Below are 24,429 nucleotides of genomic sequence, written 5' to 3'. Positions count from 1 at the left end.
GAATATCCCACATTCCGATATCTGTAACGTTTCTAGACGTAACACCCCGGCTTCTTGCTGCGTATTTTGTGTCAAATCCGGGTCGCATTGCACAAGAAACAGGCAGCCCGACGTTTCTTGACGATCGGAGGGCGCGCTCCTACACTGGCGCCGCCTCGGTGCTCGCGCGCTTTTCGCGCGCGGTTAAACGGGAAGCAGGGCGCGTGGTCCGCCAGGACTCGCCAACCTGCGCTGCCCCCGCAACGGTAAGCGAGCCGCATCGTTCGCGATGCGAGCCGTCCCATCGAATGCCCGGCCGTCCGGCCGGCGCATCGCCACTGCGCCTGTTCGCGCGGGAAGGCGGGACGGTGATGTCGTGAGCCCGGATACCGGCCGAGACGGGGAGGCGGCCGCGCATGGCGCGAGCCGTCTCCATAATGCGGAGCCTGCGGGGAAGCGGGGGCCGCACCGCTTCAACAGGATGTCTTCGATGCGAACCCCCATCGCCCGCGCAGCGCTCGTCGCCTGCTCCGGGTTGCCCTGCGCCGTCTTCGCGCAGACCGACGGTCCGGCCCCCTCGGCCGCCAATCCTCCCGCGCCGGTCGTATCCGGCCAACCCGCGCCGGCCGGCCCGACCCAGCTCGAACCGATCGTCGTGACCGCGCAACGCGCGCCGCAGAAGCTCGCCGACGCGATTCCGCAAACGACGCTGTTCACCCGGCAGGCGATCGACGACAGCGGCGCCGTCGATCTGCCCGGCCTGCTCGCGCTTGCGCCGGGCGCGCAGATCGTGCGCAACGGCGGCCCGGGCGCGAGCGCGAGCCTGTTCCTGCGCGGCGCGCAGTCGACTCAGTCGCTCGTGCTGATCGACGGCGTGCGCGTCGATTCGGTGAGCCTCGGCCAGTCGCAGATCAGCCAGCTGCCGCTCGACCAGATCGAACGCGTCGAGGTGGTGAACGGCAACGTGTCCTCGCTGTACGGGTCCGGCGCGATCGGTGGCGTCGTGCAGATCTTCACGAAGGACGGCGGCGACCATCCGCCGCGCTTCTATTTCTCGGCCGGCTACGGCAGCTATCACACGCAGACGCAGACGGCCGGCGTATCGGGGCGGCTCGATCAGGACGGCAAGACGACCTTCAGCCTGTCGCTCTCGCGCTACAAGACCGACGGCTTCTCGGCGATCGACCCGGTGCTGCAGCCGCAGGCGAATCCGAACGCGAACGGCTATCTGAACGAGAGCATCTCGGCGTCGCTGAAGCACCGCTTCAACGACGCGTGGAGCGCGGGCGTCACGTATTTCCAGAGCAACGGCAATACCAGCTACGACAACGCGTACGGACAGCCGACCGATCTGAACAACCTGTACAGCAAGGTGCAGCAGATGTCGGTGTTCGCGGACGGCAAGCTGACGAACTGGTGGACGACCCGCCTGCGCGTGTCGAGCGGCAACGATCGCAGTCAGTCGCAGCTGAACGGCGCGTACACCGACCACTTCAACACCGACAACCGCCAGTACACCTGGCAGAACGATTTCACGCTCGCCGCCGGCCAGCAGATCCAGGCAGGCTACGAGCGCCTCGACCAGGCGTTCGATTCCGACGTGTTTTCCGCGCCCCAGCGCCACGTGAATTCTGGCTGGCTCGGCTATACCGGGCGCTTCGGCAACAGCCAGCTGCAGGCGAACCTGCGGCGCGACCAGTACTCGGATTTCGGCGGCGCGAACAGCTACTATTTCGGCTACGGGCTCGATCTCACCGAACACTGGAAGGTGACCGCCAGCTATTCGGATGCGTTTCGCGCGCCGACCTTCAACGATCTGTACTACCCGAACGCGGGCAATCCTGCGATCCAGCCGGAGCGCAGCCACTCGGTCGAGGCCGCCGTGCAGTATGCGTCGGATGCGCTCGGGGTCGTGCGCGTGACGGCGTTCCAGACACGCTACACGAACCTGATCGACTACCGGCCGGCCCCGAACAGCTACTACTACTATGCGGAAAACGTCGGCAAGGCGAAGGTGCAGGGCGTCGAGGGTTCGTGGCAGGGACAGGTCGGCAAGACCGACGTCCGGATCGCGGCCACCCTGCAGAACCCGGTCGACCAGACGGGCGACCAGGATCTGAACCGGCGCGCGCGGCGCTTCGCGTCGTTCGCCGCGAACCGCTCGTTCGGCGGCTGGCGCGTCGGGGGGGAATGGCTCGTGAGCGGCGCGCGCAACGATACCGGCAATGCGCTGGGCGGGTATGGCATCGTGAATCTGTCCGCGCGCTACAACATCACGAAGGCGTGGTACGTGAGCGCGCGCATCGACAATCTTCTCAACAAGGACTATGAGCTTGCCTATGCGTACAACACGCCTCGGCGCGGCGCCTACGTCACGCTCGGCTGGCAGCAGCAGTAACCGGCGCCGGTCGCGATGCCGGCGCGGGCGGGCATGAGCGCGCGCCGGGCGGCCTCGATCTGGGGTGCGGCCGCGCTCGTCGCGTGCGGCGTGTTCGTGGCGTCGCTGACGCTCGGCAGCGTGCCGATGACGCCGCTTCGGGCGCTCGCGGCGCTGCTGCCGCATGGCGGCGGAGATCCGCTGGCGGGCGAGATCGTACGGACGCTTCGGCTGCCGCGCGCGCTCGCGGGCTTCGGCTGCGGCGCGCTGCTCGCGCTGGCCGGCGCGCTGCTGCAGGTGCTGCTGCGCAATCCGCTTGCGGAGCCTTACGTGCTCGGCGTGTCCGGCGGCGCGGCGGGATTCGCGCTGGTCGCGATGATCGCGGGCGGCGCATGGTGGGTCGTCGATGCCGCGTCGTTCGCCGGGGCGCTGCTGTCGATCGCGCTGGTGCTCGGACTCGCGCGCCGCGCGCTGTGGCACGGCGACGCGCGCGATGCGTCGCCGCGGCTGTTGCTCACGGGCGTCGTGATCGCGGCCGGCTGGGGCGCGCTGATCACGCTGCTGCTGTCCATCGCGCCGGACAACCGGTTGCGCGGCATTCTGTTCTGGCTGTCGGGCGACTTGAGCGGCGCGGCGGCGCCGTGGTTCGCGCTGGCCGCGCTCGCGTGCGCCGCGCTGGCCGCGCTGCCGGTCGCGCCGCAGTTGAACGTGCTGTTGCGCGGCGATGCGGCCGCCGCCGCGCTCGGGGTGCCGGTTGCGAGGCTGCGGCTGCGCATCTACCTGATCGCATCGCTCGCGGCGGCGGCGGCGGTGACCACCGCCGGCACGATCGGCTTCGTCGGCCTCGTCGTGCCGCATGCGCTGCGGCTCGCCTTCGGCAACGATCAGCGCATGCTGTTGCCCGCGGCGATGCTCGCGGGCGGCGCCGGCGTGATGGCGGCCGACCTGCTCGCCCGCACGGCGATCGCGCCCGCGCAGTTGCCGGTCGGCGTGATGACCGCGTTGATCGGCGTGCCGGTATTTCTGTGGATGCTGCTGCGGAGGGCTGCGCGATGAGCGGGGCGACGGAATCGACGGCGGTGCGGTACGACGCGGTGCGTCTGGTTTTGCGTGCGGGCGAGCGCACGTTGCTCGACGGCTTCACGCAGTGCTTCGGACCCGGCGAACTGTGGTGCATCGCCGGCCCGAACGGCGCGGGCAAGACGACCTTGATCTCGGCGCTCGCCGGCCTCGCGGCGCCCGCGAGCGGTCATGTCGAGGCGGACGGCGTGCCGCTCGCCGGATGGTCGGCCGAGGGTCTTGCGCGGCGGCGCGCGCTGATGGCGCAGAGCGTGCACGACGCGTTCAGCGCGAGCGTGTTCGACACCGTGCTGCTGAACCGCTTTCCGCATCTGACCGGCTGGGGCTGGGAACGCGCGGAGGACCGGGCGGCGGCGCGCGCGGCGCTCGACGTGCTCGGCCTCGCGGCATTCGCGTCGCGCGACGTGCTGTCGCTGTCGGGCGGAGAGCGGCAGCGCGTCGCGCTGGCCGCCGCGCTGTGCCAGGACGCGCCGCTGCTGCTGCTCGACGAACCGCTCGCGCATCTCGATCTGCATCATCAGATCGACTGTCTCGCCGCGCTGACCGACTGGCTGCGCGCGGGTACGCGCACGGCGATCTTTTCCTGTCACGATCTGAACCTCGCGCGCCGCTTCGCGACCCATGCGCTGCTGCTCGACGGACGCGGCGGCGCGCAGGCGGGCGCGGTGCGCGACGTGCTCACGCCGGAGCGTGCGAGCCGTGCGTTCGGCTATCCGCTCGTGCTGATCGAGCAGGACGGCCGCGAAGCGCTCGTGCCCGCGTGGCCCGCGCGGAGGCCGACCTGATATGGCGTGTTTCCTTCCCGGGATGCGGCGCGACGCGCGGCATCCGCTACCGACCCAGGCGAATCCATGAACCCGATTTTCCCGTTGCCGCAGATCGATGCGCTGGACGACGCATCGCGCGCGCCGTTGCAGCATCTGATCGATCACAAGACCAAGCCGCCGGGCAGCCTCGGGCAGCTCGAAACGCTCGCGCTGCAATTGGGACGCATCCAGCGGACGACCGCACCGCGCGTCGTGCGGCCCGTGACGATCGTGTTCGCGGCCGACCACGGCATCGCGGCGGAAGGGGTGAGTCCCTATCCGCAGGCGGTGACCGCGCAGATGGTCGCGAACTTCCTCGCGGGCGGCGCGGCGATCAACGCGTTTTCGGGTGTCGCGGACTGCCTGCTCGAGATCGTCAATGCGGGCGTCGCGTCGCCGCTGCCCGCCTCGTCGCAATTGATCGACGTGCCGGTCGCCGCCGGCACCCGCAACTTCGCGCACGAGCGGGCGATGTCGCGCGACCAGTTGGCGGTCGCGCTCGCGGCGGGCGCGGCGCGCGCGCGTCATCACGCGGCGCTCGGCACCAATGTGATCGGCTTCGGCGAGATGGGGATCGCGAACACGTCGGCGGCGGCCTGCCTGATGAGCCGCCTCTTGCCCGCGCCGCTCGACGCCTGCGTCGGGCGCGGTACCGGGCTCGACGACGCCGGTCTCGCGCACAAGCGCGCGGTGCTCGAGCGCGCGCTCGCACGGCATCCCGATGCGCTCGAGCCGTTCGACGTGCTCGCCACGTTCGGCGGTTTCGAGATCGCGATGATGACGGGCGCCATGCTGGCCGCCGGCGCGGCGCGGATGACGATTCTGGTCGACGGCTTCATCGCGACTTCCGCGCTGCTGGTGGCCGCCGCGTTGGCGCCCGCCGTGCGCGATTACTGCGTGTTCTCGCACGCGTCGAACGAGGCGGGACACCGGCGCATGCTCGAGCACTTCGGCGCGCGGCCGCTGCTCGCGCTCGACCTGCGGCTCGGCGAGGGCACGGGCGCCGCGCTGGCGCTGCCGCTGGTGCGGGCCGCCGCCGCTTTCGTCAACGAGATGGCGAGCTTCGAAGCCGCTGGTGTCGCGAACCGTGATGCGTGAGCCCGCGATGCGCGTGCGCGCCGAGCTGCGCTACTTCTTCGTCGCGCTCGGCTATTTCACGCGCGTGCCGGTGCCGCGCTGGGTCGGCTACGAATCCGACGACCTGAACCGCGCGGCCCGCTATTTCCCGCTGATCGGCGTGTGCGTCGGCGCGCTGGCGGCGGCGGTCTACCTCGCGGCGTCGCACGCGTTGCCGGCGAGCGCCGCGGTGCTGCTGTCGATGGCGAGCACGCTGCTCGCGACCGGCGCGTTTCACGAGGACGGCTTGGCCGACAGCTGCGACGCATTCGGCGGCGGCTATACGCGCGACGACGTGCTGCGGATCATGCACGATTCGCGGATCGGCACGTTCGGCGCGGCGGCGCTCGTGATCGCGCTCGCGCTCAAGTGGCAGGCGCTTGCCGCGATGCCGCCGGGCCGGGCCGCGTGGACGATGCTGGCCGCGCATGCGGCGAGCCGCGCGGGCGCGGTCAGTCTGCTCGTGACGCTCGACTACGTGCGCGGCGAAGGCAAGGCCAAGCCGGTCGCGCAGCGGATGTCCGCGGGCGGCTTCGTGTTTGCCGTGCTGTGCGGCCTGCCGTGGTTGTTCTGGCCGGATTGGCGGGTCGGCGCGCTGGCGCTGGCGGTGGTGATCGCGCTGCGCGCGGGGCTCGCGCGCTACTTCGCCGCGCGCCTCGGCGGCTATACGGGCGATTGCCTCGGCTTCGCGCAGCAGGTCTTCGAAATCGCGATCTACCTGGTGGTGCTGGGATGGATCTCGTCCTGATCCGCCATCCGGCGGTCGCCGTCGATCCGGGCGTGTGCTACGGCGGCAGCGACGTCGCGCTGGCCGGCGATGCGGATGAGGCGGCGGCTGGCGTGATGCGCGCGATCGACGCGCTGCGGGTGCCGGCGGCGCGCGCGATCGGGTCGAGTCCGCTCACGCGCTGCATGGCGCTTGCGCAGGCGCTGGCGCGGTTGACCGGCATGTCGGTGCATCGCGATTCGCGGTTGCGGGAAATCGATTTCGGCGCGTGGGAGAGGCAGCGCTGGGATGCGATCGGTCCGGACGCGATCGAGCGCTGGCGCGCGGATCTATGGCATGCCAGAGAGCACGGCGGAGAGAGCGTGGCGCAGTTTGCCGCGCGCGTCGCGCCGGTGCTGGCGCCGTCGCCCGGGGACGAGGCGACGCGCTGGCAAGTCACGCATGCCGGGGTGATTCGAGCGCTCGCGGCTCAGGCGCTGGACGAACCCCTTGAGGCGATGTTGCAGCGGCCGGTGGCGATGGGCGGGGTCGTGTGGTTGCGCGGGAACGGGAGCGGGACGGCGCCGGGCTGGCGGCTCGTGCATTGGGATGCGTAGTGCGGTGAGCGCGGGTGCGAGGGGCTTCCGGCGAGCGACGAGGAAGCCGCTGCGGCCTGTCTTGCCGGTCTGTCGGCGTTGTCCGTCTCCGTGGCGAGGGACACGTTGCTTCGCTTCGCGGAAGGGCACGCTTCGGGGTGTCTTGCCAAAAGAATGCCCGGAGGCAAGGCGCTGTTCCGATGCGGGCTTCGAGGCTCACAAAACCGACCGATTCGGCGGCTGAACATTCGGTCCTTCGAGCACTGGGATGAAGGCGGGCGGGCTGAGTCGACCCACAACGCGGCGCGGCGTGGTGCGGTGTCCGTTTGATCCGCGTTACACCCGGACGTCGGGGGGCGCTTCACGCTCCCGGTTTCGCGTTGGCGCTTCCGCGATCGTACGCCCCGTGCAACGCGCGGCCTCTCACTGTTTCGGCCGCCGCTCGCGCGCGCGTTCCAGATCCTTGCACAGCCGTTCCGCACCGAGGGCGAGCCGAGGCGCGGGTCGCGTCAGCCAGTCGCCGTCGATCGCGAACAGGTTGTTGCGCGCCACGGCCTTCAATTGCGGCCACGCGCGCCAGCGCTCGAGGCTGGGCAAGGGCGCATCGGATGCCGTCGCGCCGGGGCTGGGCGTGACGATCGCTTCGGGATCGGCGGCCAGCACGGCTTCGTCGGTCACCGACGGCGCCAGCGGCTTCAACTGCGCGAACACGTTGCGGCCGCCGCACAGCGCGATGACGTCGCTGACGATGTGCTCGCCGTTGAGCGTCATCAACGGCTTGTCCCACACCTGGAAGAACACGCCGACCGGCGGCCGGTTCGCATAGCGCGCGCGCAATTGCGCGATCCGCTGCCGATAGGCGGTGGCGGCGGCATCGGCGGTCGCGCCGGTGCCGAGCAGGTCGCCGAGCCGGATCAGCGAGCCGGCGACGTCATCGACGCGCTTCGGCTCGCTGAAGTAGAGCGGGATGCCGAGCGCGCGCAGCCGGTCGGTCTGGCGATCGGCGTTGCCGTGCCGCCAGACGACGATCAGGTCGGGCTTCAGCGCGGCGATGCGTTCGAGATCGAGCGCCTTGTTGTCGCCGATGCGCGGCACCGCCTTTGCCGCGGGCGGATAGTCGCTGTACGTGACCGCGCCCACGAGCTTGTCGCCGCCGCCCGCGGCGTAGATCAGTTCGGTGACGTGCGGCGCGAGGCTGATCACGCGCTGCGCGGGCGCGGCGAGCGTCACCGCGTGGCCCGCATCGTCGGTCACGGTGATCGCGGCATGCGCGAGGGTAGGCCCGGCGTACGCCGCGCAGAGGGTCGCTAAGCGAAGCAGGGCGAGGCGCAGCGTCATCGAGGGATGTCGGAAGTGAGGCCCGCGACGCACTGTGCGAGCGCGCGTTCGAGCCGTTGCCATTCGGATTCGGAGCCGGGCAGCCCGACGCGCACGCTGGGCGCGTGCGCGAAGAAGCGCGTCCAGATGCCGAGCCGCGCGAGCGCGTCGTGCAGCGCATACGCGCGCGGGTCGGCGCTCCAGCAGAACAGCGGCGTCGCGCGGTTCGCGAAACCGTGTGCCCGCAGCAGCGCCGCGAGTCTCGCTCCATCGGCGGCCAGACGCGCACGCGTCGCGTGCTGCCACGACGTATCCGCGAACGCTGCCGCGACCGCGTGGCCGGCCGGGCCGCCGACGGTCCATGCGCCGAGCCTGTCGCGCAGGCCCGCCAGCCGATCCGGCGCGGCAAGCACGAAGCCTGCGCGAATGCCCGCGAGCCCGAAGAACTTGCCGACCGAGCGCAGTACGATCAGTCCGTCACGCGCGACGTCGGCGGCCAGCGACGCGCTGCCGCCGGTATCCGCGAACGCCTCGTCGACGATCAGCACGCCGCCGCGCGCATGGAGCTGCGCGTGCCAGTGCAGCAGGCGCTCGCGATCGACGCAATCCGCGGTGGGGTTGTTGGGGTTGCCGACGATCGCGTGCCGCAGCGACGCGGGCAGCGTGTCGCGTTCGCACGCCAAGGCTTCGACCGTGTGCCCATGCCGCGCGAACGCGGGCGCGTATTCGCCGTAGGCAAGCGGCGCGACGCCCGCCGGGCCGCGCGCGAGCAGCGCGGGCAGCGCGCGGATCGCGGCCTGGCTGCCCGCCACGGGCAACACGTGCGCGGCGTCCGGCGCGCCGTAGTAGCGCGCGGCGCAGTCGGCGAGCGCGTCGTCGCCGTCGGGCAGCCGCCGCCAGACATCCGCGGGCACGGGCGGTACCGGATAGCCGAGCGGATTGATGCCGGTCGACAGATCGAGCCACGCGTCGTATGGGATCCGGTGGCGCCGCGCGGCCTCGCGCAGATTGCCGCCGTGGACGATCGGCGCGTCAGCCATGCCGGGTCGCGAGCGCGAAGGCCGCGCCGACCAGGAGCAGCGCGAGCCAGAGCACGGTGGTGCGCGCGACAAGCGCGAGCGCGGCGGCCACGTGCGCGGGCGCGGCCGGCTGGCCGGCACCGAGCAGCGGGCGCTCCTCGAGCGCGCCGTGGTACACGGCCGGCCCGCCGATCACGACATTGAGGCTGCCCGCGCCGGCGGCCATCACCGGTCCGGCGTTCGGGCTGTCCCAATGGCGGGCCTGGGTGCGCCAGCAGCGCCACGCGCCGGCGGTGTCGCCGAGCAGCGCATAGCTTGCCGCGGTGAGCCGGGCGGGCACCCAGTTGAGCACATCGTCGATGCGCGCAGCCGCCCAGCCGAAGCGCAGCAGACGCGGCGTCTTGTAGCCCCACATCGCGTCGAGCGTATTCGCGAGCCGGAACAGCAGCGCGCCGGGACCGCCCGCGATGGCGAACCAGAACAGCGCGCTGAAGATCGCGTCGTTGCCGTTTTCCAGCGTCGATTCGACGGCGGCGCGCGACAGCGCGTTCGCATTCGCGTCGCGGGTGTCGCGCGACACGATCCGCGCGGTCAGCACGCGCGCATCGGCGAGATCGTTTCGCGCGAGCGCGACGGCGATCGGCGCGATGTGGTCGGTCAGGCTTTTCGCGCCGAGCGCGAACCACAGCAGCGCGACATGGAGCGCGGCGGCGAGCGCCCACGGCAGCGTGGCGGCGAGCCACGCTGCCAGCGCGACGGCGGGCGCCACCGCGAGCAGCCACGCGCCGATTCCGATCAGCCGGCCGCGCCGGCCCGTGTTGAGGGATTTTTCGAGGTGTGCGGCGATCCGGCCGAAGCCGACCAGCGGGTGGCCGGCGCGGGGCTCGCCGAAGCGCCGGTCGACAAGGAACGCGAGGACCGCGAGGATCGCGACGGCCGGCATCGACAGCGTCAGCATCAGAGGGGCCGCTCCGTCTTGACGGCGACCGGCAGCCCGGCAACCAGCAGCGTGACGCGGGTCGCGAGCGCGGCGACCCGCTGGTTCAGGCGGCCGAGTTCGTCGACGTAGCGGCGCGTCTCCTTGCCGAGCGGCACCACGCCGAGGCCGATTTCGTTGCTGACGACGAGCACCTGCGCGCGCGTCGCGCACAGTGCGGCTTCGAGTTCGGCGACGCGGGCTTCGTATAGCGCCGGCTCGACGGGCGCGCCGTCGGCGGGACAGAGCAGGTTCGCGAGCCACAGCGTCAGGCAGTCGACCAGCACGCACGCGTTCGGATCGTCGTGCCGCAGCAGCGCCTGGGCGAGCGCCACGGGCGCCTCGACGAGCCCCCAGCTTGCCGGGCGGCGCGCGCGGTGATGCGCGATGCGTTCGGCGAACTCGTCGTCGGCGACGCGCGCGGTGGCGACATACGTGACGGCCCGCCCGCTCGCGGCGGCGAGTCGTGGGGGGGGCGGGCGGGTTGTTGGGTTTTGTGTTGGGGGAACTGGTGGTGGGCGCGGGGGGGGTGGGGTACATCGGGGAGGGCCGGCCCGCTCGGGGGGGCGAGTCGTGGGGCTTGCGCGCTCTTGCGGGCGCGCGCGCCGCCGAGAACGAAAGTGAGATCGTGCGGAGTCATCGCATGATTGTAACGGCGCGGGCGATAATGCGAGCTTCGCATTTTGCTCGGATACCCGGACCCGATGACCGCTTCCGCCAACGCAGCCGCCGTGCGCCCGCGCGGCACGCTGATGATCCAGGGCACGACGTCCGACGCGGGCAAGAGCACGCTCGTCGCGGGTCTGTGCCGGCTCGCGCGCCGCGCCGGCGTCAGCGTCGCGCCGTTCAAGCCGCAGAACATGGCGCTCAACAGCGCGGTGACGGTGGACGGCGGCGAGATCGGCCGCGCGCAGGCGCTGCAGGCGCTGGCGGCGGGCATTCCCGCGCACACCGATCTGAATCCGGTGCTGCTCAAGCCGACCAGCGACCGCGGCGCGCAGGTCATCATCCACGGCAAGGCACGCGCGAATCTCGACGCGCGGGCATATCACGACTACAAGCCGACCGCGTTCCAGGCGGTGCTCGAATCGTACGAGCGGTTGCGCGGCGGCTACGACGCGGTGGTCGTCGAGGGCGCGGGCAGTCCCGCCGAAATCAACCTGCGCGACGGCGACATCGCGAACATGGGCTTCGCCGAGCATGTCGACTGCCCGGTGCTGCTGGTCGCGGATATCGATCGCGGCGGCGTGTTCGCGCATCTCGTCGGCACGCTCGCGTGTCTGTCGGAGAGCGAGCGCGCCCGGGTGCGCGGGTTCGTGATCAACCGCTTTCGCGGCGACCCGAGCCTGCTGACGCCGGGGATCGACTGGCTGGCGGCGCGAACCGGCAAACCCGTGCTCGGCGTGGTCCCGTATCTGCACGGTCTGACGCTCGATGCCGAGGACATGCTGCCGGCCAGCGCGCGCACGCAGGCGACCCGCCGCGACGCGGGCGTGCTGCGGGTCGTGGTGCCGGCGCTGCCGCGCATCAGCAATCACACCGATTTCGATCCGTTGCGGGTCCATCCGCGCGTCGATTTCACGTACTGGAAAAGCGGCCCCATACCCGCCGCCGATCTGCTGATCCTGCCGGGCTCGAAGAACGTGCAGCGCGATCTCGAGTGGTTGCGCGCGAACGGCTGGGAGACGGTGCTCCATCGTCACCTGCGCTACGGCGGCAAGGTGATCGGCATTTGCGGCGGGATGCAGATGCTCGGCCGCGCGCTCGACGATCCGCACGGCCTCGAAGGTCCGCCCGGCAGCCTGCCGGGTTTCGGCCTGTTCGATTACGCGACGACGCTGCGGCCCGACAAGACGCTCGTCAACGTGACCGGGCGGCTCGCCTTCGGCGGAGGGCCGCCCGTCGCGGGCTACGAGATCCACATGGGCGAGACGCGCGGCCCGGCGCTCGCGGTGCCCGCGCTGACGCTGGATGCCGGGGCCGACGCGCGCGCAGACGGCGCGGTGTCGGACGACGGGCAGATGCTCGCGACCTACCTGCATGGGTTGTTCGATTCGCCCGCCGCATGCGCGGCGCTGCTCGCGTGGGCGGGCCTCGACGGCGCGGAGGCCGTCGACTATCCGGCGCTGCGCGAAGCGTCGCTCGAGCGGCTGGCCGATACGCTCGCCGCGCACCTCGATCTGGAGCGGGTGTTCGCGGCGTTTGCGTGACCCCGGCGCGGCGCGTATCGCGGCGGAATCGCCGTCCAATTCTTTCTTATAAGGAAATAATAAAAGCCTGATAGGCGGTTTTTCGGATTCATTGGTTCGAATACAGTGCGTTCCATCTCATCCCGATTCACCCGGAACAGGAAAAGGAACCCGATATGGATTCGAACCGTATGACCGATTTTGCCGCCACCTTGCTGCGCGTCGTGCTGGGCGTGTTGTATCTCGCGCACGTCGCGGAGAAGGTGTTCGTGTTCACGCTGCCGGGCACGGCGCAATTCTTCGTCTCGATCGGCCTGCCGGGCTGGCTCGCCTATCTGACGACCTTCGTCGAACTGGCCGGCGGCCTGGCGTTGCTGGCGGGCTTCCGGGTCCGGGTCGCCGCGCTCGTCCTGCTGCCGTTCATGCTCGGCGCGACGATGGCGCATCTGCCGAACGGCTGGAATTTCGCCGCGCCGCACGGCGGATGGGAATATCCGGCGTTCTGGGCGGTCACGCTCGCCGTGCAGGCGCTGCTCGGCGCGGGCGCATTCGCGCTGGGCGGTGCCGGCCGGAGCGCCGCCGGCAAGGGCGCCTGAGCGCCGTTTCGCGCGCTGCCGCGCCGGCCGGCCGTCCCGCCGGCCGCCGTTGCCGTTTCGGTGAGGCGGCATTTGCCGATATCATCGCTCCCTGTATCCGCAACTTTCGCGGCGCCGGCCGGTCCGGCGCCGTTCAGCTTCTTCGGGGGAATTCATGACGGTGATCGTGGTGGCGAATCCGAAGGGCGGCGTAGGCAAGAGCACGCTGTCCACCAATCTGGCAGGGTATTTTGCGGCGCAGGGCGCGTGGGTCGCGCTCGCCGATCTCGACCGGCAGCAGTCCGCGCACGCGTGGCTCGATCTGCGGCCGGCGACGCTGCCGCCGATCGAGACCTGGGCGCTCGATCCCGATGCGCCCGTGAAGCCGCCGCGCGGCCTCGAATACGCGGTGATCGACACCCCGGCGGGCCTGCACGGCAATCGCCTGAATCTCGCGCTCGACTTCGCCGACAAGGTGATCGTGCCGCTGCAGCCGTCGATGTTCGACATCCTGGCCACTCAGCACTTTCTCGAGCGGCTGGCGGGCGAGAAGGCGGTCCGCAAGGGCGCCGTGGAGGTCGGGATCGTCGGGATGCGGGTCGACGCGCGGACCCGTTCGGCCGATCAACTGCACCGCTTCGTCGAGGGGCTCAAGCTGCCGGTCCTCGGCTATGTGCGCGATACCCAGAACTACGTGCAGCTCGCCGCGCACGGCCTCACGCTGTGGGACGTCGCGAAGAGCCGGGTCGAGAAGGATCTGGAGCAGTGGAAACCGATCGTCGAGTGGGCGCAGAAGCAGCCCGCCAAGGGCGATTGACGGCGCGGGCGCCATGCAAAACCCCCGCCGGAGGCGGGGGCGAGTCGGCGGATCGAAGCGGCGCGTGTGCGCCGTTTTTTACGTCCTTGCTGCGGTGATCAGGTCCAGTTCTGGGTCGGCACGTGGTCGCGGCTGCCCTTGATCTTGTTGTCCTCGCCGACGAACACCAGATCCGGCTTCCAGCCGGCCTTCAATTCCGCTTCGTCGACCATCGCGAACGCCGCGATGATCACGAGGTCGCCGAGCTGCGCGCGCCGCGCGGCCGAACCGTTCAGCGAGATCATCCCGCTGCCGCGCTCGCCCTTGATCGCGTAGGTCGAGAAGCGCTCGCCGTTGTTGATGTTCCAGATGTCGATGCGCTCGTTTTCCACGAGATTCGCGGCGTTGAGCAGATCCTCGTCGATCGCGCACGAGCCTTCGTAGTGCAGCTCGCAGTGCGTGACGGCCGCGCGGTGGATCTTCGATTTCAGCATGTGGCGCTGCATGGGGGACTCCTTGATGCGTCGTAACGGTGAGCTGACGGACGGCGGGGCGGCCGTCAGATTTCGAGATTATCGATGAGGCGGGTCGCGCCGAGCTTCGCGGCCGCGAGGACGACGAGCGGCTCGCCGGCCTCGACCTGCGCCGCGGTGGGCGCGATCAGGTCCGAGCGCTTGCGGATCGCGATGTAGTCGGGCTGCCAGCCGCGTCCGGTCAGGTTGTCGAGCGCCGTCCGTTCGACGGCCGCGAGATCGCGGTTGCCGCCCAGCAGGCTGTCGCGCACGCGCTGCAGCGTGCGGGCCAGTTCGGGCGCCTCCGCGCGTTCGGTGGGGTTCAGGTAGCGGTTGCGCGACGACAGCGCGAGGCCGTCGTCGTCGCGGATGGTTTCGGCCGCGATGATCTCGACCGGCAGCGCGAGCTGCTGGCACATCCGGCGCACGATCATCAGCTGCTGGTAGTCCTTCTTGCCGAACACCGCCACGCGCGGTTGCACGCACGCCATCAGCTTGGTGACGACCGTGCACACGCCGGTGAAGAAGCCCGGCCGGAATTCGCCCTCCAGGATATCGCCGAGATCGTGCGGCGGCTGCACGCGGTATTCCTGCGGCTCCGGGTACATGTCGCGCTCGGTCGGCGCGAACAGCACGTAGACGTTCTCCCGCTGCAGCTTCTCGATATCGTCCTGCATCGTGCGCGGATACTTGTCGAAATCCTCGCTCGGGCCGAACTGCAGCCGGTTGACGAAGATGCTCGCCACCACCGGATCGCCGTGCTGGCGCGCGAGCCGCATCAGCGACAGGTGCCCTTCGTGCAGGTTGCCCATCGTCGGCACGAAGGCGGTGCGGTTCTGGCCGCGCAGCTGGTCGCGCAGTTCATGGATCGAGCTGATGACTTTCATGGTCGGTTGCGGATTCCTCGCGCTTGGCGCGCGCGTTGCCGCCGCGTCGGCGGCGTCGGGTCTGAGGAGCGAAACGCCCGGGCGCCGGGCAGGGCGGCGAGCGTCGGCGATTGTAGAGGATTTGACGCTGCAACGCACCGATAAGCGCACGATCGTTCGCTTTTTAAGGGGGGAGCTGATCGGCCGCGACGTGGGCGCGTTGAATGGGGGGCAGGTGCCGGCGCTCAGGCGGGCAGGTAGGCGAGCCTGACGTAGATCGGCGCGAACGGTTCGGCCTGGGTGATTTCGACCAGCGATTCGCGGGCCAGCTCGAGCATCGCGATGAAGTTGACGACGACGACGGGCACGCCGCGGGTCGTGTCGAACAGGTCGGCGAACTCCATGAAACGGGCATTCTGCAGACGGCGCAGGATGAGGCTCATGTGCTCGCGGACCGACAGCTCCTCGCGCGAGATCTTGTGATGCTGGACGAGCTTCGCGCGCTTGATGACGTCGGCCCACGCGGCGCGCAGGTCGTCGGAATCCACGTCGGGGAAGCGCGGCGTGATGCTCTGCTCGATGTAGACCTCGGCGCGCAGGAAGTCGCGGCCGAGCTGCGGCAGTTGATCGAGCCGCTGCGCGGCGAGCTTCATCTGCTCGTACTCGAGCAGGCGGCGCACCAGCTCGGCGCGCGGATCCTCGGCGTCCTCGCCGGTATCGGCCTTCTTGACCGGCAGCAGCATGCGCGACTTGATCTCGATGAGCATCGCGGCCATCAGCAGGTACTCGGCGGCGAGTTCCAGATTCGTCTCGCGGATCTGATCGACGTAGCCGAGGTACTGCGCGGTGACTTCCGCCATCGGGATGTCGAGCACGTTGAAATTCTGCTTGCGGATCAGGTACAGCAGCAGGTCGAGCGGACCTTCGAAGGTCTCGAGGAAGATCTCGAGCGCGTCCGGCGGGATGTACAGATCCTGCGGCAGCTTGAACAGCGGCTCGCCGTACAGGCGCGCGAACGCCGCGATGCCGTCGACCGTGTCGGGCGTCGAATCGGCGCCCGCCGGCGCGGCGATCGCCTGTTCCGGTTGCGAGGCGTTCGCCTCGTCCGCGGCGCTCACGGGATCAGAAGTTCTGGTAATAGACGTAGGACGTCTGCTTGACGCGGGATTCCTGCTGCGCCTCGCGCTCGTCGAGATCGATCGGCTGCTTGTCCCACAGCAGCGAGCGGCCCTTGCGCTGCTCGGCCTCGAGCGTGGGCTTCTGCTGCTTCAGCTGGTTCAGGAATTGCGTGACGTCGGATTGGTACGGCATGGCTGGGGCTTCCGTTCTGGTAAGGGGCGTCGCGCGCCCGATGGTGCAATCGACGAGATTTTACCGCAACGCGGGGAACAGCCGGCGGCCAACCGGCGTCGAACGCGCTTTCACCTCGCGGCGCGGGGTTTGAACATCTTTCACGTTGGCGCGGGAGTCCGGGTGCGCCGGTGTGGTCAAATGACGGTTTTGTCCGATTTCATTCATCGCGGAGGTCGTATTTGGCAGGGCAGGCGAGACAACAGCGTACCGCACACAGCGGCGACGGGCGGGTGTCGCATACGCGGCGCGGCGGCTGGACGGCGCTCGGCGCGCGCGGCATGCGCATCACGCTCGCCGGATGCCTCGCCGCGTCGTTCGCGCTGCCCGCCGCCGCCAAGTACGCGGTCGACATCGACGCGCCGCGCTCGATCCGCAGCCTGCTCAAGCAGCATCTCGACATCGCCCGTTTCGCGAAGCGCGACGACATCAGCGACGACCAGTTCGACTTCCTCGTCACCGCGACGCCGCAGCAGGTGCGCGACCTGACGGCCACGGCCGGCTATTTCTCGCCCGTCGTGCGCACCGACGTGCGCACTCGCGACGGCAAGCGGGACGTGACGGTGTCGGTCGATCCCGGCCCGCTGACGGCGGTATCGGCCGTCGACCTGCGCTTCAACGGGCCGGTCGGCAGCGAGGATCCGCAACAGGAAACGGCCACGCGCTTCGCGTTCTCGCTGAAGAACGGCGATCCGTTTACGCAGTCCGGCTGGGACGACGCGAAGAACGCGGCGCTCAAGCAGCTGCAGTCGCGCCGCTACCTTGGCGCGAAAATCACCGCGTCCGAGGCCCGCATCGATCCGCGCACCCGCACGGCGAAGCTCATGGTGTCGTTCGACAGCGGTCCGACCTTCACGATGGGGCCGCTCGACGTGTCGGGCGCGCGCCGCTATCCGGAGCGGATCGTGCATAACGTGAATCCGCTGTCGGTCGGCGAGATCTACGACACGCAGCGGATCGCGGAACTGCAGCGGCAGTTGCAGAACACCCCGTATTACGCGAGCGTCGCGATCGATGTCGGCGACGACGCGAACAAGCCGACCGAGACGCCGCTGCACGTGAAGGTCAGCGAGTATCCGTACAACAGCGTGCGCGGCGGCGTCGGCTATGCGACCGATACCGGCCCGCACGTGCAGGGTTCCTATACGTATCTCGACACGTTCGGCGCCGCGTGGCCGCTGTCGGTCTCGGGCCGGCTCGACCAGATCCAGCAGTACGGCCAGATCCAGCTGTCGATGCCGCCGGGCGGGAAAGCCTGGACCAACAGCGTGCTTGCGTCGTACACCAACACGAACGTGTCGGACGTGCGGATCTACAGCGCGCGCGTCGGCCTGCAGCGGACCCGCACCGGGCAGTACATCGACTATTCGTACTCGCTGATGTACTACCAGGACCGGCTCGACCAGAACGCCGCCGGCCCGACCACGAGCCGCGCGCTGGTCCCGCAGTGGGCGTGGACTCGCCGCAACGTCGACGATCCGCTGTTTCCGCGCTCGGGCAATCTGCTGCACGCGGAAGCGGGCTTCGCGATCAAGGGCGTGGCGACCGACCAGACCTTCGTGCGCGGCTACGCGCGCGGCCAGCAATACGTGCCGATCGGCAAGCGCGACCTGTTCGTGTTCCGTGCGGAGCTGGGCGGCGTGTTCACGAGCGGCAGTTCGGCCGGTGTGCCCGCGTCGCTGCTGTTCCGCGCGGGCGGGTCGAACTCGGTGCGCGGCTACGGCTATCAGAGCATCGGCAACAACGTCGACGGCTCGGTGCTGCCGACCAAGTACCTGATGACGGGCGCGGCCGAGTACCAGCACTGGTTCAACCGGGACTGGGGCGCGGCCACGTTCTTCGACATCGGCACGGCAACCGACACGTGGGGCGAAAAAGTGTTCTATCCGGGCGTCGGCCTGGGCGCGCGCTGGCGCAGCCCGGTCGGCCCGGTCAATTTCGATCTGGCCTACGGGCTGCGCAACCGGAGCGTACGGCCGTACCTGACGCTCGGCATTGCATTCTGATTTCCGGTACCGACCCGCATGACGAAGGCTCCTCCCGACATTCCGCCGCCCGACGACACGCCGCGCGAGCCGGCTCCCGCGCCGGAGCCGCCGCGCAAGCGTCGCGCGCTGAAGGCGTTCGCGTGGACGGCGGCGCTCGTCGCGGTGCTCGTCGCGCTCCTTGCGGGTGCGCTCGTCGCGGCCGCGACGACGGAGCGCGGCACGCGGCTCGCGTGGCAGGCCGCCGTCAAGCTGCTCGGCGGACGTCTCGCGGGCACGCTGGACGGCGGAACGCTCGCGACCGGCGTGCGGCTGTCGCGGTTCGCGTGGACGAGCCCGGACGGCAGCGGCACCGAGGTCCGGATCGATCGCGTGACGGGCCGCTGGGTGCTCACGCGCGCGCCGCTGCGGCTCACGGTCGACACGCTGCGCGCGGGTACGATCGACGTGCGGATCCCCCCGTCGACGACGCCGGAAACGCCGGCGGCGATGCCGGATGACCTGCGGCTGCCGCTGCAGCTGACGGTGCGCGACCTGCGTTTCGATACGCTGCTGATTCACGACGCGGGCTCGACCACCGAACTGGCGAACCTGATCCTTCAAGGCCGCAGCGACGGCCGCCATCATGACGCGACGCTCGATCGTCTCGATACGCCGTTCGGCGCGCTGACGGCGAAAGCACGGCTCGACGGCGTCAAGCCGTTTCCGCTCGACGGCGAAGCGACCTACGCGGGCAAGCTGGCCGACGAGCCGGTGAGCGCGCAGGCGCGCGTGTCCGGCTCGCTCGCCGCGCTGGTCGCCGAGCTCGACGCGTCGGGCATGAAGCTCGCGGGACGCGGCCATATCGAAGCCGCGCCGTTCTCCGATGTACCGCTCACGCGCGCGACGCTCGCGTTCGATCACGTGAATCCGCAGGCGTTCGCGCCGGGCGCGCCGCTTGCCGACCTCGCGGTGCGCGCGCAGCTCGAACCCGCGCCGGCCGATCCGAAGCATCCGAAAGCATTCGTCGTCACGGGACCGGTGTCGATCGTCAACGCGAAGCCCGGCACGCTCGGCGACAACCTGTTGCCCGTCGTCGACGCGCACGCGAACGTGCGGCTCGACGAGCACGAGCAGCGCATCGACGCGCTGACGCTGCGCGCTATCCGCGACGGCAGCGTGACGGGCGGCGGTGCGCTGGCGGGCGGCCGGGGCCGGTTCGACCTGAAGGTCGCGAATCTCGACCTGAACGCGTTCGTCGCCGCGCTGCGGCCGATGAAGCTCGCGGGGCCGGTCGGCGTGACGCTCGCGAGCGGCGCGCAGACGATCGTGTTCGATCTCGCCGATCCGAAGCTCGCGCTCGGCGCGAAGGCGAAGGTGACCATCGACGCGAAGCAGACCACGATCGCCGACGCCCGCGTGACGGCCGGCAAGGGGCGCATCGATCTGGCGGGCGCGTTGAAGCACGATGCGCATTCGTCCTACGACCTGAAGGCGACGCTGAGCGATTTCGATCCGCTCGCGCTGGCGGCGCTCGGCGCCGCGCCCGCGGCGGGCAAACCGGGCGCCGGCGCGCCGCGCAAGGCCGCGCCGGCGGGCGGTCCGCGCGCGGGCAACGCGAGCGTGAACGGCACGCTCGCGGCGACGGGGGCGCTCGGCCCGGTGTTCTCGACGCGCGCGCAGTTCAGGCTCGGCAACAGCATCTACGACGGCTTGCCGCTGACCGGGCAGGGCACGTTGCAGATGGCGGGCGCGCGGATCCTGCCGAGCAACGTGAATCTGTCGATCGCGGGCAACCAGGTCGATCTGAACGGCAGCTTCGGCGCCGCCGGCGACCGGCTTCGCTTCAACGTCGACGCGCCGCAGCTCGACCGGCTCGGCTTCGGCCTCGCGGGGCTGGTGCAGGCGCAGGGCGACCTGACGGGGTCGTTCGCGCATCCGAACGTGAGCGCGGAGTACAAGGCCAGCGGCGTCGTGTTCGGCGAGAACCGGATCGGCAGCGCGCAGGGCCGCGCGGAGATTCGCGACGGCGCGCAAGGGGCGCTGGTGGTGAGCGCCGACGCGAGCGACCTCGCGCTCGGCGCGGTGAAGCTGAAGACGCTGTCGGCCAAGCTGAACGGCACGCGCGCGAAGCACACGCTCGACGCATCGGCGCTCGGTACGGCGGGCGGACGGGTGATCAACCTGACGCTGGCGGCGGCCGGCGGCGTCATCGAATCCCGCGAAGGCGCGCGCTGGGACGGCACCGTGACGCGGCTCGCGAATCGCGGCACGCCGGCCGTATCGCTCGACACGCCGCTGACGATCTCGGCCGGCGCGAACCGCGTGACGCTGAGCGCGGCGAAGCTGAGCGTGGAAGGGGCGGCGATCGATCTGAAGTCGTTCGTGCTCGATCACGGCAAGTTGCGCACCGCGGGTTCGATCTCGAACCTGTCGGTCGCGCGTGCGCTGGAGGTCCGCCAGGAGCTGACGGGCGAGCGCTCGCCGCTGCGCACCGACCTGATCCTCGACGGCGACTGGGACGTCGCGCTGGCCGACACGGCGACAGGCTATGTGCAGATCAAGCGCCGCGGCGGCGACGTGACGATCGAATCCGGACGCGGCGTCGCGTCGCTCGGCATCACCGACATTTCGGCGCGCGCGGCGTTCGCGGCCGGCAACCGGCTGAACGCGACCGTCCACGCGCAGGCGAACCGGATCGGCACGATCGACGCCTCGGTTGCCGTGCCGTTCGCGTTGCGCGACGGCGTGTTCTCGGTGGCCGACGACGCGCCGCTGTCCGGCAAGATCGACGCCGACGTGCCGGCGCTCAAGACGACGGGCGGGCTGTTCGGTCCGAGCTACCTGCTGGACGGCCGCGCCGCGCTGCGCCTCACGGTGGCCGGCACGCCGTCGAAGCCCAATGTGTCGGGGATGCTGACGGGAGACGACCTGTCGGCGACGCTGGTCGATCAGGGCGTGCAGTTGAAGGACGGCGTGGTGCGCGTGAAACTCACCGACAACCTGGTCGAATTCCAGCAGGTCGAGTTTCACGGCGCGCAGGGCACGTTGCGCGCGATCGGCCGCGTGCGGCTCGACGGCAGCGAGCCGGATCTCACCGCGAGCATCGTCGCGGACAAGCTCGAATTGTTCGCGGCACCGGACCGCAAGCTGTCGCTGTCGGGCAAGGCGACGGTCGAGAACGACGGGCCGCGCGGCGGCATCGCGATCAACGGCAAGTTCACCGTCGATCGCGCGCTGTTCGATCTGCCGGAAGAATCGGCGCCGCATCTGTCCGACGATGTCGTGATCGTGCGGGCCGACGGCACCGTGCGGGGCGAAACGCAGACCGGTACCGCGATCGCGAAACCGACGCCCGCCGCCGACAAGCCGGCGCCGTCGCTCGCGCCGCGCGCGAACGTCGACATCGATCTCGGCAACGATTTCCGTTTCAAGGGCCACGGCGCGGATCTCGGCCTGCGCGGCACGATCACGGTGATGAGCGCGCCGGGGCTGCCGCTGCGCGCGGTCGGCAACGTGCGAGTGAGCGAAGGGTCGACCTATACGTCGTTCGGCCGGAAGCTGGCCATCGAGAACGGCTTCTTCACGTTCAACGGGCCGGTGTCGAATCCGGGGATCAACATTCTCGCGATGCGGCGCAATCAGGAGGTCGAGGCGGGCGTGCAGGTGACGGGCACGATCCAGGCGCCGGTGGCGAAGCTCGTGTCCGAGCCGAACGTGGCCGACAACGAAAAGCTGTCGTGGCTGCTGTTCGGCCACGGTACCGATCAGGGCAACAACCTCGGCCAGCAGAACACGATGACGACGGCGCTCGCGCTGCTCGGCAGCGCGACCGGCAAGCGAGTCGCGCAGACCTTCGGCCTCGACGAGTTCTCGATCGGCCGCAGCGACGTGGGGCTGACCGATCCGCAGGTCGTGATGGTGTCGAAGGCGATCAACGAGCGTTTCGTGCTCGGCTACGAACAGGGCCTGCAGTCGGCGAGCAACGCGTTCAAGGCGACCATCAACCTGACGCGCTTCTGGTCGGTGTCGGCCTATACGGGCACCTTCCAGGGCGTCGACCTGAACTACACGCGGCGCTTCGATCGCTGGTGGTGGTAGCGGGGCCGGAGGGCGTTTCCGACGGCTTGACATTCGATTCGGGCGGCCTAGATTGAGTGTGGGTCGACACGAATCGATACGGCTGCCGCGCGGCAATCCCCGCGCATCCTCGACCGTTGCCGAACGGTGTCATTCGATGCGGCAACGCGCGAATCATGCGCGTCGCGGGGCGCTGCGCGCGCCCCGCGCATTGAGCGCATGCCGGGTCGGCACCGGCAGGCGACGGCTCGCGCCCGGCCGACCGGCCGGCGTGGCGAAGCATGTTCGGGGGACTCGGACAATGAAGCATGTACTGGCCCACATCCTGCGCAGCAAGCAGCGGTATGCGGTATTGCCGCTGTTCGTCTGCCTGCAGGACGATAGCCTGCCGCCGCTGGTGCGGCTCGACTTCATGCGGGGTTTCGCCTTCTTCGTGATGGCTTTCGGCGACCTGAACCGATACGTGCTCCGGCGTGAGCCGGCGGGCGATGTCTTTCAGGCGTGCATCAACGAACATACCCGCGAAGACGATCATCACTGGCCGTGGTTCCTGGACGATCTGGAGACGCTCGGCTGGAGCGGCGCGACCACGACGACGGACGCGCTGCGCACGCTCTGGCGCGAGGATACGCACCGCAGCCGGCTGCTGATGTACGACCTTTGCGCGATCATCGGCGGGGCGGACAGCGTCGAGCGGATGGCGGTCATCGAGGCGATCGAGGAAACGGGCAACGTGATCTTTTCCCATACCGCGCGCCTGGCCGACGCGGTACGGATCGCGACGGGCCGGCATCTGCGCTACATGGGGCCATACCATTTCGCGCTCGAGACCGGGCATCTGCAGGGAAGCGAACATGCCGACCTGGCCCGCATCGAATTGAGCGACGCGAAGCGGGCGCGGTGCGTCGAATCCGTGGACCGGGTTTTCCGCACGTTCGAGGCGTGGAGTCACGAAGCCGCCGAGCTGATCGCGCGCGCAGCTTCGCGCGCGCCGCCGTTCGACACGATCGCGCCGCCGCCCGGCCGTTACCCGCAGGCGAGGCCGTGATGACCCATCAGGCGCCCCGGCACGACGATGTCGCGGTACATGACGTCACGCTCAATCTCTTCGCGTTCCCCGCGATGCTGATCGCGCACCGGCTGGGCCTGTTTCGCCGGCTAGGGGCCGGACCGTGCCCGCTCGACGGGATCGGTGCGGCGCTGGGACTCCGGCGGCGGCCTGCCGAGGCGCTGGTCAACGTCGCGGTGGCGCTGGGATTCGTCCGCAACCAGACGGGGCGCTTCGCGCTGACGACGCTGGGCGAGGACTATCTGCTCGAGTCCAGCCCGACGTACTTTGGCGCGTTCTGGGATCTGATGATCGATAACGGCGGCACGTTCTCCGTCGCCGCGCTCGAAGAAGCGCTGCGCCGCGATGCGCCGCAGGCGTACGGCGCGGACGACATTTTCCGTTCTCACGAGCAGCAGGCCGAACTCGGCCGTCGCTTCACGCGCGCGATGCACAGTCTGAGCGCCGCGCATGTGAACGTATGGCCGACGAAACTCGATCTGGCCGGACACCGCGTGATGCTGGACATCGGCGGCGGCTCGGGCGCGCATCTGTGCGGCGCGCTGTCGGCATGGCCGGCATTGCGCGGCGTGATCTTCGATTTGCCCATCGTCTGCGAGTTGAGCCGGGAGTTCGTCACGGACGACGGGCTGCGCAAACGCATCGCCCTTCACCCGGGCGACATGTGGCGGGACGCGTTTCCGTGCGCCGATCTGCATTTCTACGCGAATATCTTCCACGACTGGCCGCTCGACAAAGGCGCGTTCCTGGCGCGCAAGAGCCATGCGGCGCTGCCGCCGGGCGGACGCATCGTACTGCACGAAGTCCTGTATCGCGACGACAAGAGCGGGCCGCTGGCGGCGGCCGCCTACAGCATGATGATGGTCGCGTGGACGGAGGGTGAGCAGTATTCGGCGGCGGCGCTGTCCGGCGTGCTGTCCGGCGCGGGTTTCGCGGACATCCGGACGATTCCGAGCTTCGGGCACCATAGTCTCGTGACGGGCGTGAAGCCGTGAAGCCGTGAAGCCGTGAAGCCGTGAAGCCGTGAAGCCGTGAAGCCGTGAAGCCGTGAAGCGA

20 protein-coding genes, 1 pseudogene and 1 riboswitch are annotated in these 24,429 nt (G+C 69.9%); of the genes and pseudogenes, 13 read left to right on the top strand and 8 right to left on the bottom strand.

What is annotated here, in order from left to right; translation table 11 throughout:
• The first annotated feature begins 139 nt into the window (after window positions 1–139).
• Window positions 140–391, top strand: a riboswitch (cobalamin riboswitch).
• A 78-nt stretch (window positions 392–469) separates the two neighbouring features.
• From RZR99_RS17205 to RZR99_RS17180, 6 genes are all read left to right on the top strand, one after another.
• On the top strand, window positions 470–2,377 hold the full coding sequence (locus RZR99_RS17205) for a TonB-dependent receptor domain-containing protein (RefSeq protein ID WP_323120974.1): 1,908 nt from the start codon (window positions 470–472) through the stop codon (window positions 2,375–2,377).
• 33 nt (window positions 2,378–2,410) lie between these two features.
• Window positions 2,411–3,412, top strand: a complete 1,002-nt coding sequence (locus RZR99_RS17200; RefSeq protein WP_323120973.1) for a FecCD family ABC transporter permease — start codon at window positions 2,411–2,413, stop codon at window positions 3,410–3,412.
• Complete coding sequence (locus tag RZR99_RS17195) at window positions 3,409–4,221, top strand: ABC transporter ATP-binding protein (RefSeq protein WP_323120972.1); 813 nt, start codon at window positions 3,409–3,411, stop codon at window positions 4,219–4,221. Before RZR99_RS17200 ends, RZR99_RS17195 begins: the two co-directional genes overlap by 4 nt.
• Window positions 4,222–4,287: 66 nt before the next feature.
• Complete coding sequence (gene cobT, locus RZR99_RS17190; RefSeq protein WP_323120971.1) at window positions 4,288–5,340, top strand: nicotinate-nucleotide--dimethylbenzimidazole phosphoribosyltransferase; 1,053 nt, start codon at window positions 4,288–4,290, stop codon at window positions 5,338–5,340.
• A gap of 7 nt (window positions 5,341–5,347) precedes the next feature.
• Window positions 5,348–6,106 (top strand): adenosylcobinamide-GDP ribazoletransferase, encoded by a 759-nt coding sequence (locus tag RZR99_RS17185; RefSeq protein WP_323121113.1) that lies wholly within the window; start codon window positions 5,348–5,350, stop codon window positions 6,104–6,106.
• A complete protein-coding gene (locus RZR99_RS17180; RefSeq protein ID WP_323120970.1) occupies window positions 6,091–6,681 on the top strand; it encodes a histidine phosphatase family protein in 591 nt (196 codons plus the stop codon). The genes RZR99_RS17185 and RZR99_RS17180 overlap by 16 nt, the downstream gene beginning before the upstream one ends.
• A 402-nt stretch (window positions 6,682–7,083) precedes the next feature.
• On the opposite strand, the gene RZR99_RS17175 is transcribed toward RZR99_RS17180, so the two are convergent.
• The 4 genes and pseudogenes from RZR99_RS17175 to cobU all read right to left on the bottom strand — a co-directional run.
• Window positions 7,084–7,998, bottom strand: a complete 915-nt coding sequence (locus RZR99_RS17175) for a cobalamin-binding protein (RefSeq protein WP_323120969.1) — start codon at window positions 7,996–7,998, stop codon at window positions 7,084–7,086.
• Window positions 7,995–9,017: a threonine-phosphate decarboxylase CobD gene (gene cobD, locus RZR99_RS17170; protein WP_323120968.1), complete on the bottom strand. Its 1,023-nt coding sequence runs from the start codon at window positions 9,015–9,017 to the stop codon at window positions 7,995–7,997. Before cobD ends, RZR99_RS17175 begins: the two co-directional genes overlap by 4 nt.
• Entirely contained in the window at window positions 9,010–9,954 is a 945-nt protein-coding gene (gene cbiB, locus RZR99_RS17165) for an adenosylcobinamide-phosphate synthase CbiB (protein WP_323120967.1), read from the bottom strand. Before cbiB ends, cobD begins: the two co-directional genes overlap by 8 nt.
• Window positions 9,954–10,442 (bottom strand): annotated as a pseudogene (cobU, locus tag RZR99_RS17160) (bifunctional adenosylcobinamide kinase/adenosylcobinamide-phosphate guanylyltransferase); the annotation flags it as partial. The gene cbiB and the pseudogene cobU, both read right to left, overlap by 1 nt.
• A gap of 234 nt (window positions 10,443–10,676) precedes the next feature.
• On the opposite strand from cobU, the gene RZR99_RS17155 reads away from it, so the two are divergent.
• The 3 genes from RZR99_RS17155 (at window position 10,677) to RZR99_RS17145 (ending at window position 13,553) form a co-directional block, all read left to right on the top strand.
• A complete protein-coding gene (locus RZR99_RS17155; protein WP_323120966.1) occupies window positions 10,677–12,182 on the top strand; it encodes a cobyric acid synthase in 1,506 nt (501 codons plus the stop codon).
• A 155-nt stretch (window positions 12,183–12,337) separates the two neighbouring features.
• The gene (locus tag RZR99_RS17150; RefSeq protein WP_323120965.1) at window positions 12,338–12,757 is read left to right on the top strand and encodes a DoxX family protein; all 420 of its coding nucleotides are present in this window, start codon (window positions 12,338–12,340) and stop codon (window positions 12,755–12,757) included.
• 154 nt (window positions 12,758–12,911) lie between these two features.
• Window positions 12,912–13,553, top strand: coding sequence for a ParA family protein (locus RZR99_RS17145; RefSeq protein WP_323120964.1), 642 nt, complete (start codon window positions 12,912–12,914; stop codon window positions 13,551–13,553).
• Between the two features lie 98 nt (window positions 13,554–13,651).
• Here the strand turns inward: RZR99_RS17145 and panD are convergent, their stop codons facing one another.
• The 4 genes from panD to RZR99_RS17125 form a co-directional block, all read right to left on the bottom strand.
• Window positions 13,652–14,038: an aspartate 1-decarboxylase gene (gene panD, locus RZR99_RS17140; RefSeq protein ID WP_323120963.1), complete on the bottom strand. Its 387-nt coding sequence runs from the start codon at window positions 14,036–14,038 to the stop codon at window positions 13,652–13,654.
• Between the two features lie 53 nt (window positions 14,039–14,091).
• The gene (gene panC, locus RZR99_RS17135; RefSeq protein ID WP_323120962.1) at window positions 14,092–14,931 is read right to left on the bottom strand and encodes a pantoate--beta-alanine ligase; all 840 of its coding nucleotides are present in this window, start codon (window positions 14,929–14,931) and stop codon (window positions 14,092–14,094) included.
• Window positions 14,932–15,155: 224 nt separating this feature from the next.
• Window positions 15,156–16,028 (bottom strand): segregation and condensation protein A, encoded by an 873-nt coding sequence (locus tag RZR99_RS17130; protein ID WP_323120961.1) that lies wholly within the window; start codon window positions 16,026–16,028, stop codon window positions 15,156–15,158.
• Window positions 16,029–16,032: 4 nt separating this feature from the next.
• A complete protein-coding gene (locus tag RZR99_RS17125) occupies window positions 16,033–16,221 on the bottom strand; it encodes a DUF3460 family protein (RefSeq protein ID WP_323120960.1) in 189 nt (62 codons plus the stop codon).
• Between the two features lie 221 nt (window positions 16,222–16,442).
• On the opposite strand from RZR99_RS17125, the gene RZR99_RS17120 reads away from it, so the two are divergent.
• The 4 genes from RZR99_RS17120 (at window position 16,443) to RZR99_RS17105 (ending at window position 24,368) form a co-directional block, all read left to right on the top strand.
• Window positions 16,443–18,266 carry an autotransporter assembly complex protein TamA gene (locus tag RZR99_RS17120; RefSeq protein WP_407655464.1) on the top strand — a complete coding sequence of 608 codons (1,824 nt, stop codon included), beginning with the start codon at window positions 16,443–16,445 and terminating at the stop codon, window positions 18,264–18,266.
• A gap of 18 nt (window positions 18,267–18,284) precedes the next feature.
• Window positions 18,285–22,325, top strand: a complete 4,041-nt coding sequence (locus RZR99_RS17115; protein WP_323120959.1) for a translocation/assembly module TamB domain-containing protein — start codon at window positions 18,285–18,287, stop codon at window positions 22,323–22,325.
• Between the two features lie 280 nt (window positions 22,326–22,605).
• Window positions 22,606–23,352 (top strand): hypothetical protein, encoded by a 747-nt coding sequence (locus RZR99_RS17110; RefSeq protein ID WP_323120958.1) that lies wholly within the window; start codon window positions 22,606–22,608, stop codon window positions 23,350–23,352.
• Window positions 23,352–24,368, top strand: a complete 1,017-nt coding sequence (locus tag RZR99_RS17105; protein ID WP_323121111.1) for a methyltransferase — start codon at window positions 23,352–23,354, stop codon at window positions 24,366–24,368. The genes RZR99_RS17110 and RZR99_RS17105 overlap by 1 nt, the downstream gene beginning before the upstream one ends.
• Window positions 24,369–24,429: the final 61 nt, after the last annotated feature.

It is taken from the genome of Burkholderia alba, from assembly GCF_034721475.1.
Classification (GTDB): Bacteria; Pseudomonadota; Gammaproteobacteria; order Burkholderiales; family Burkholderiaceae; genus Burkholderia; species Burkholderia alba.
The sequence above is the reverse complement of the archived record's forward strand: the minus strand, read 5'-3'. Positions and strand labels throughout refer to the sequence as shown.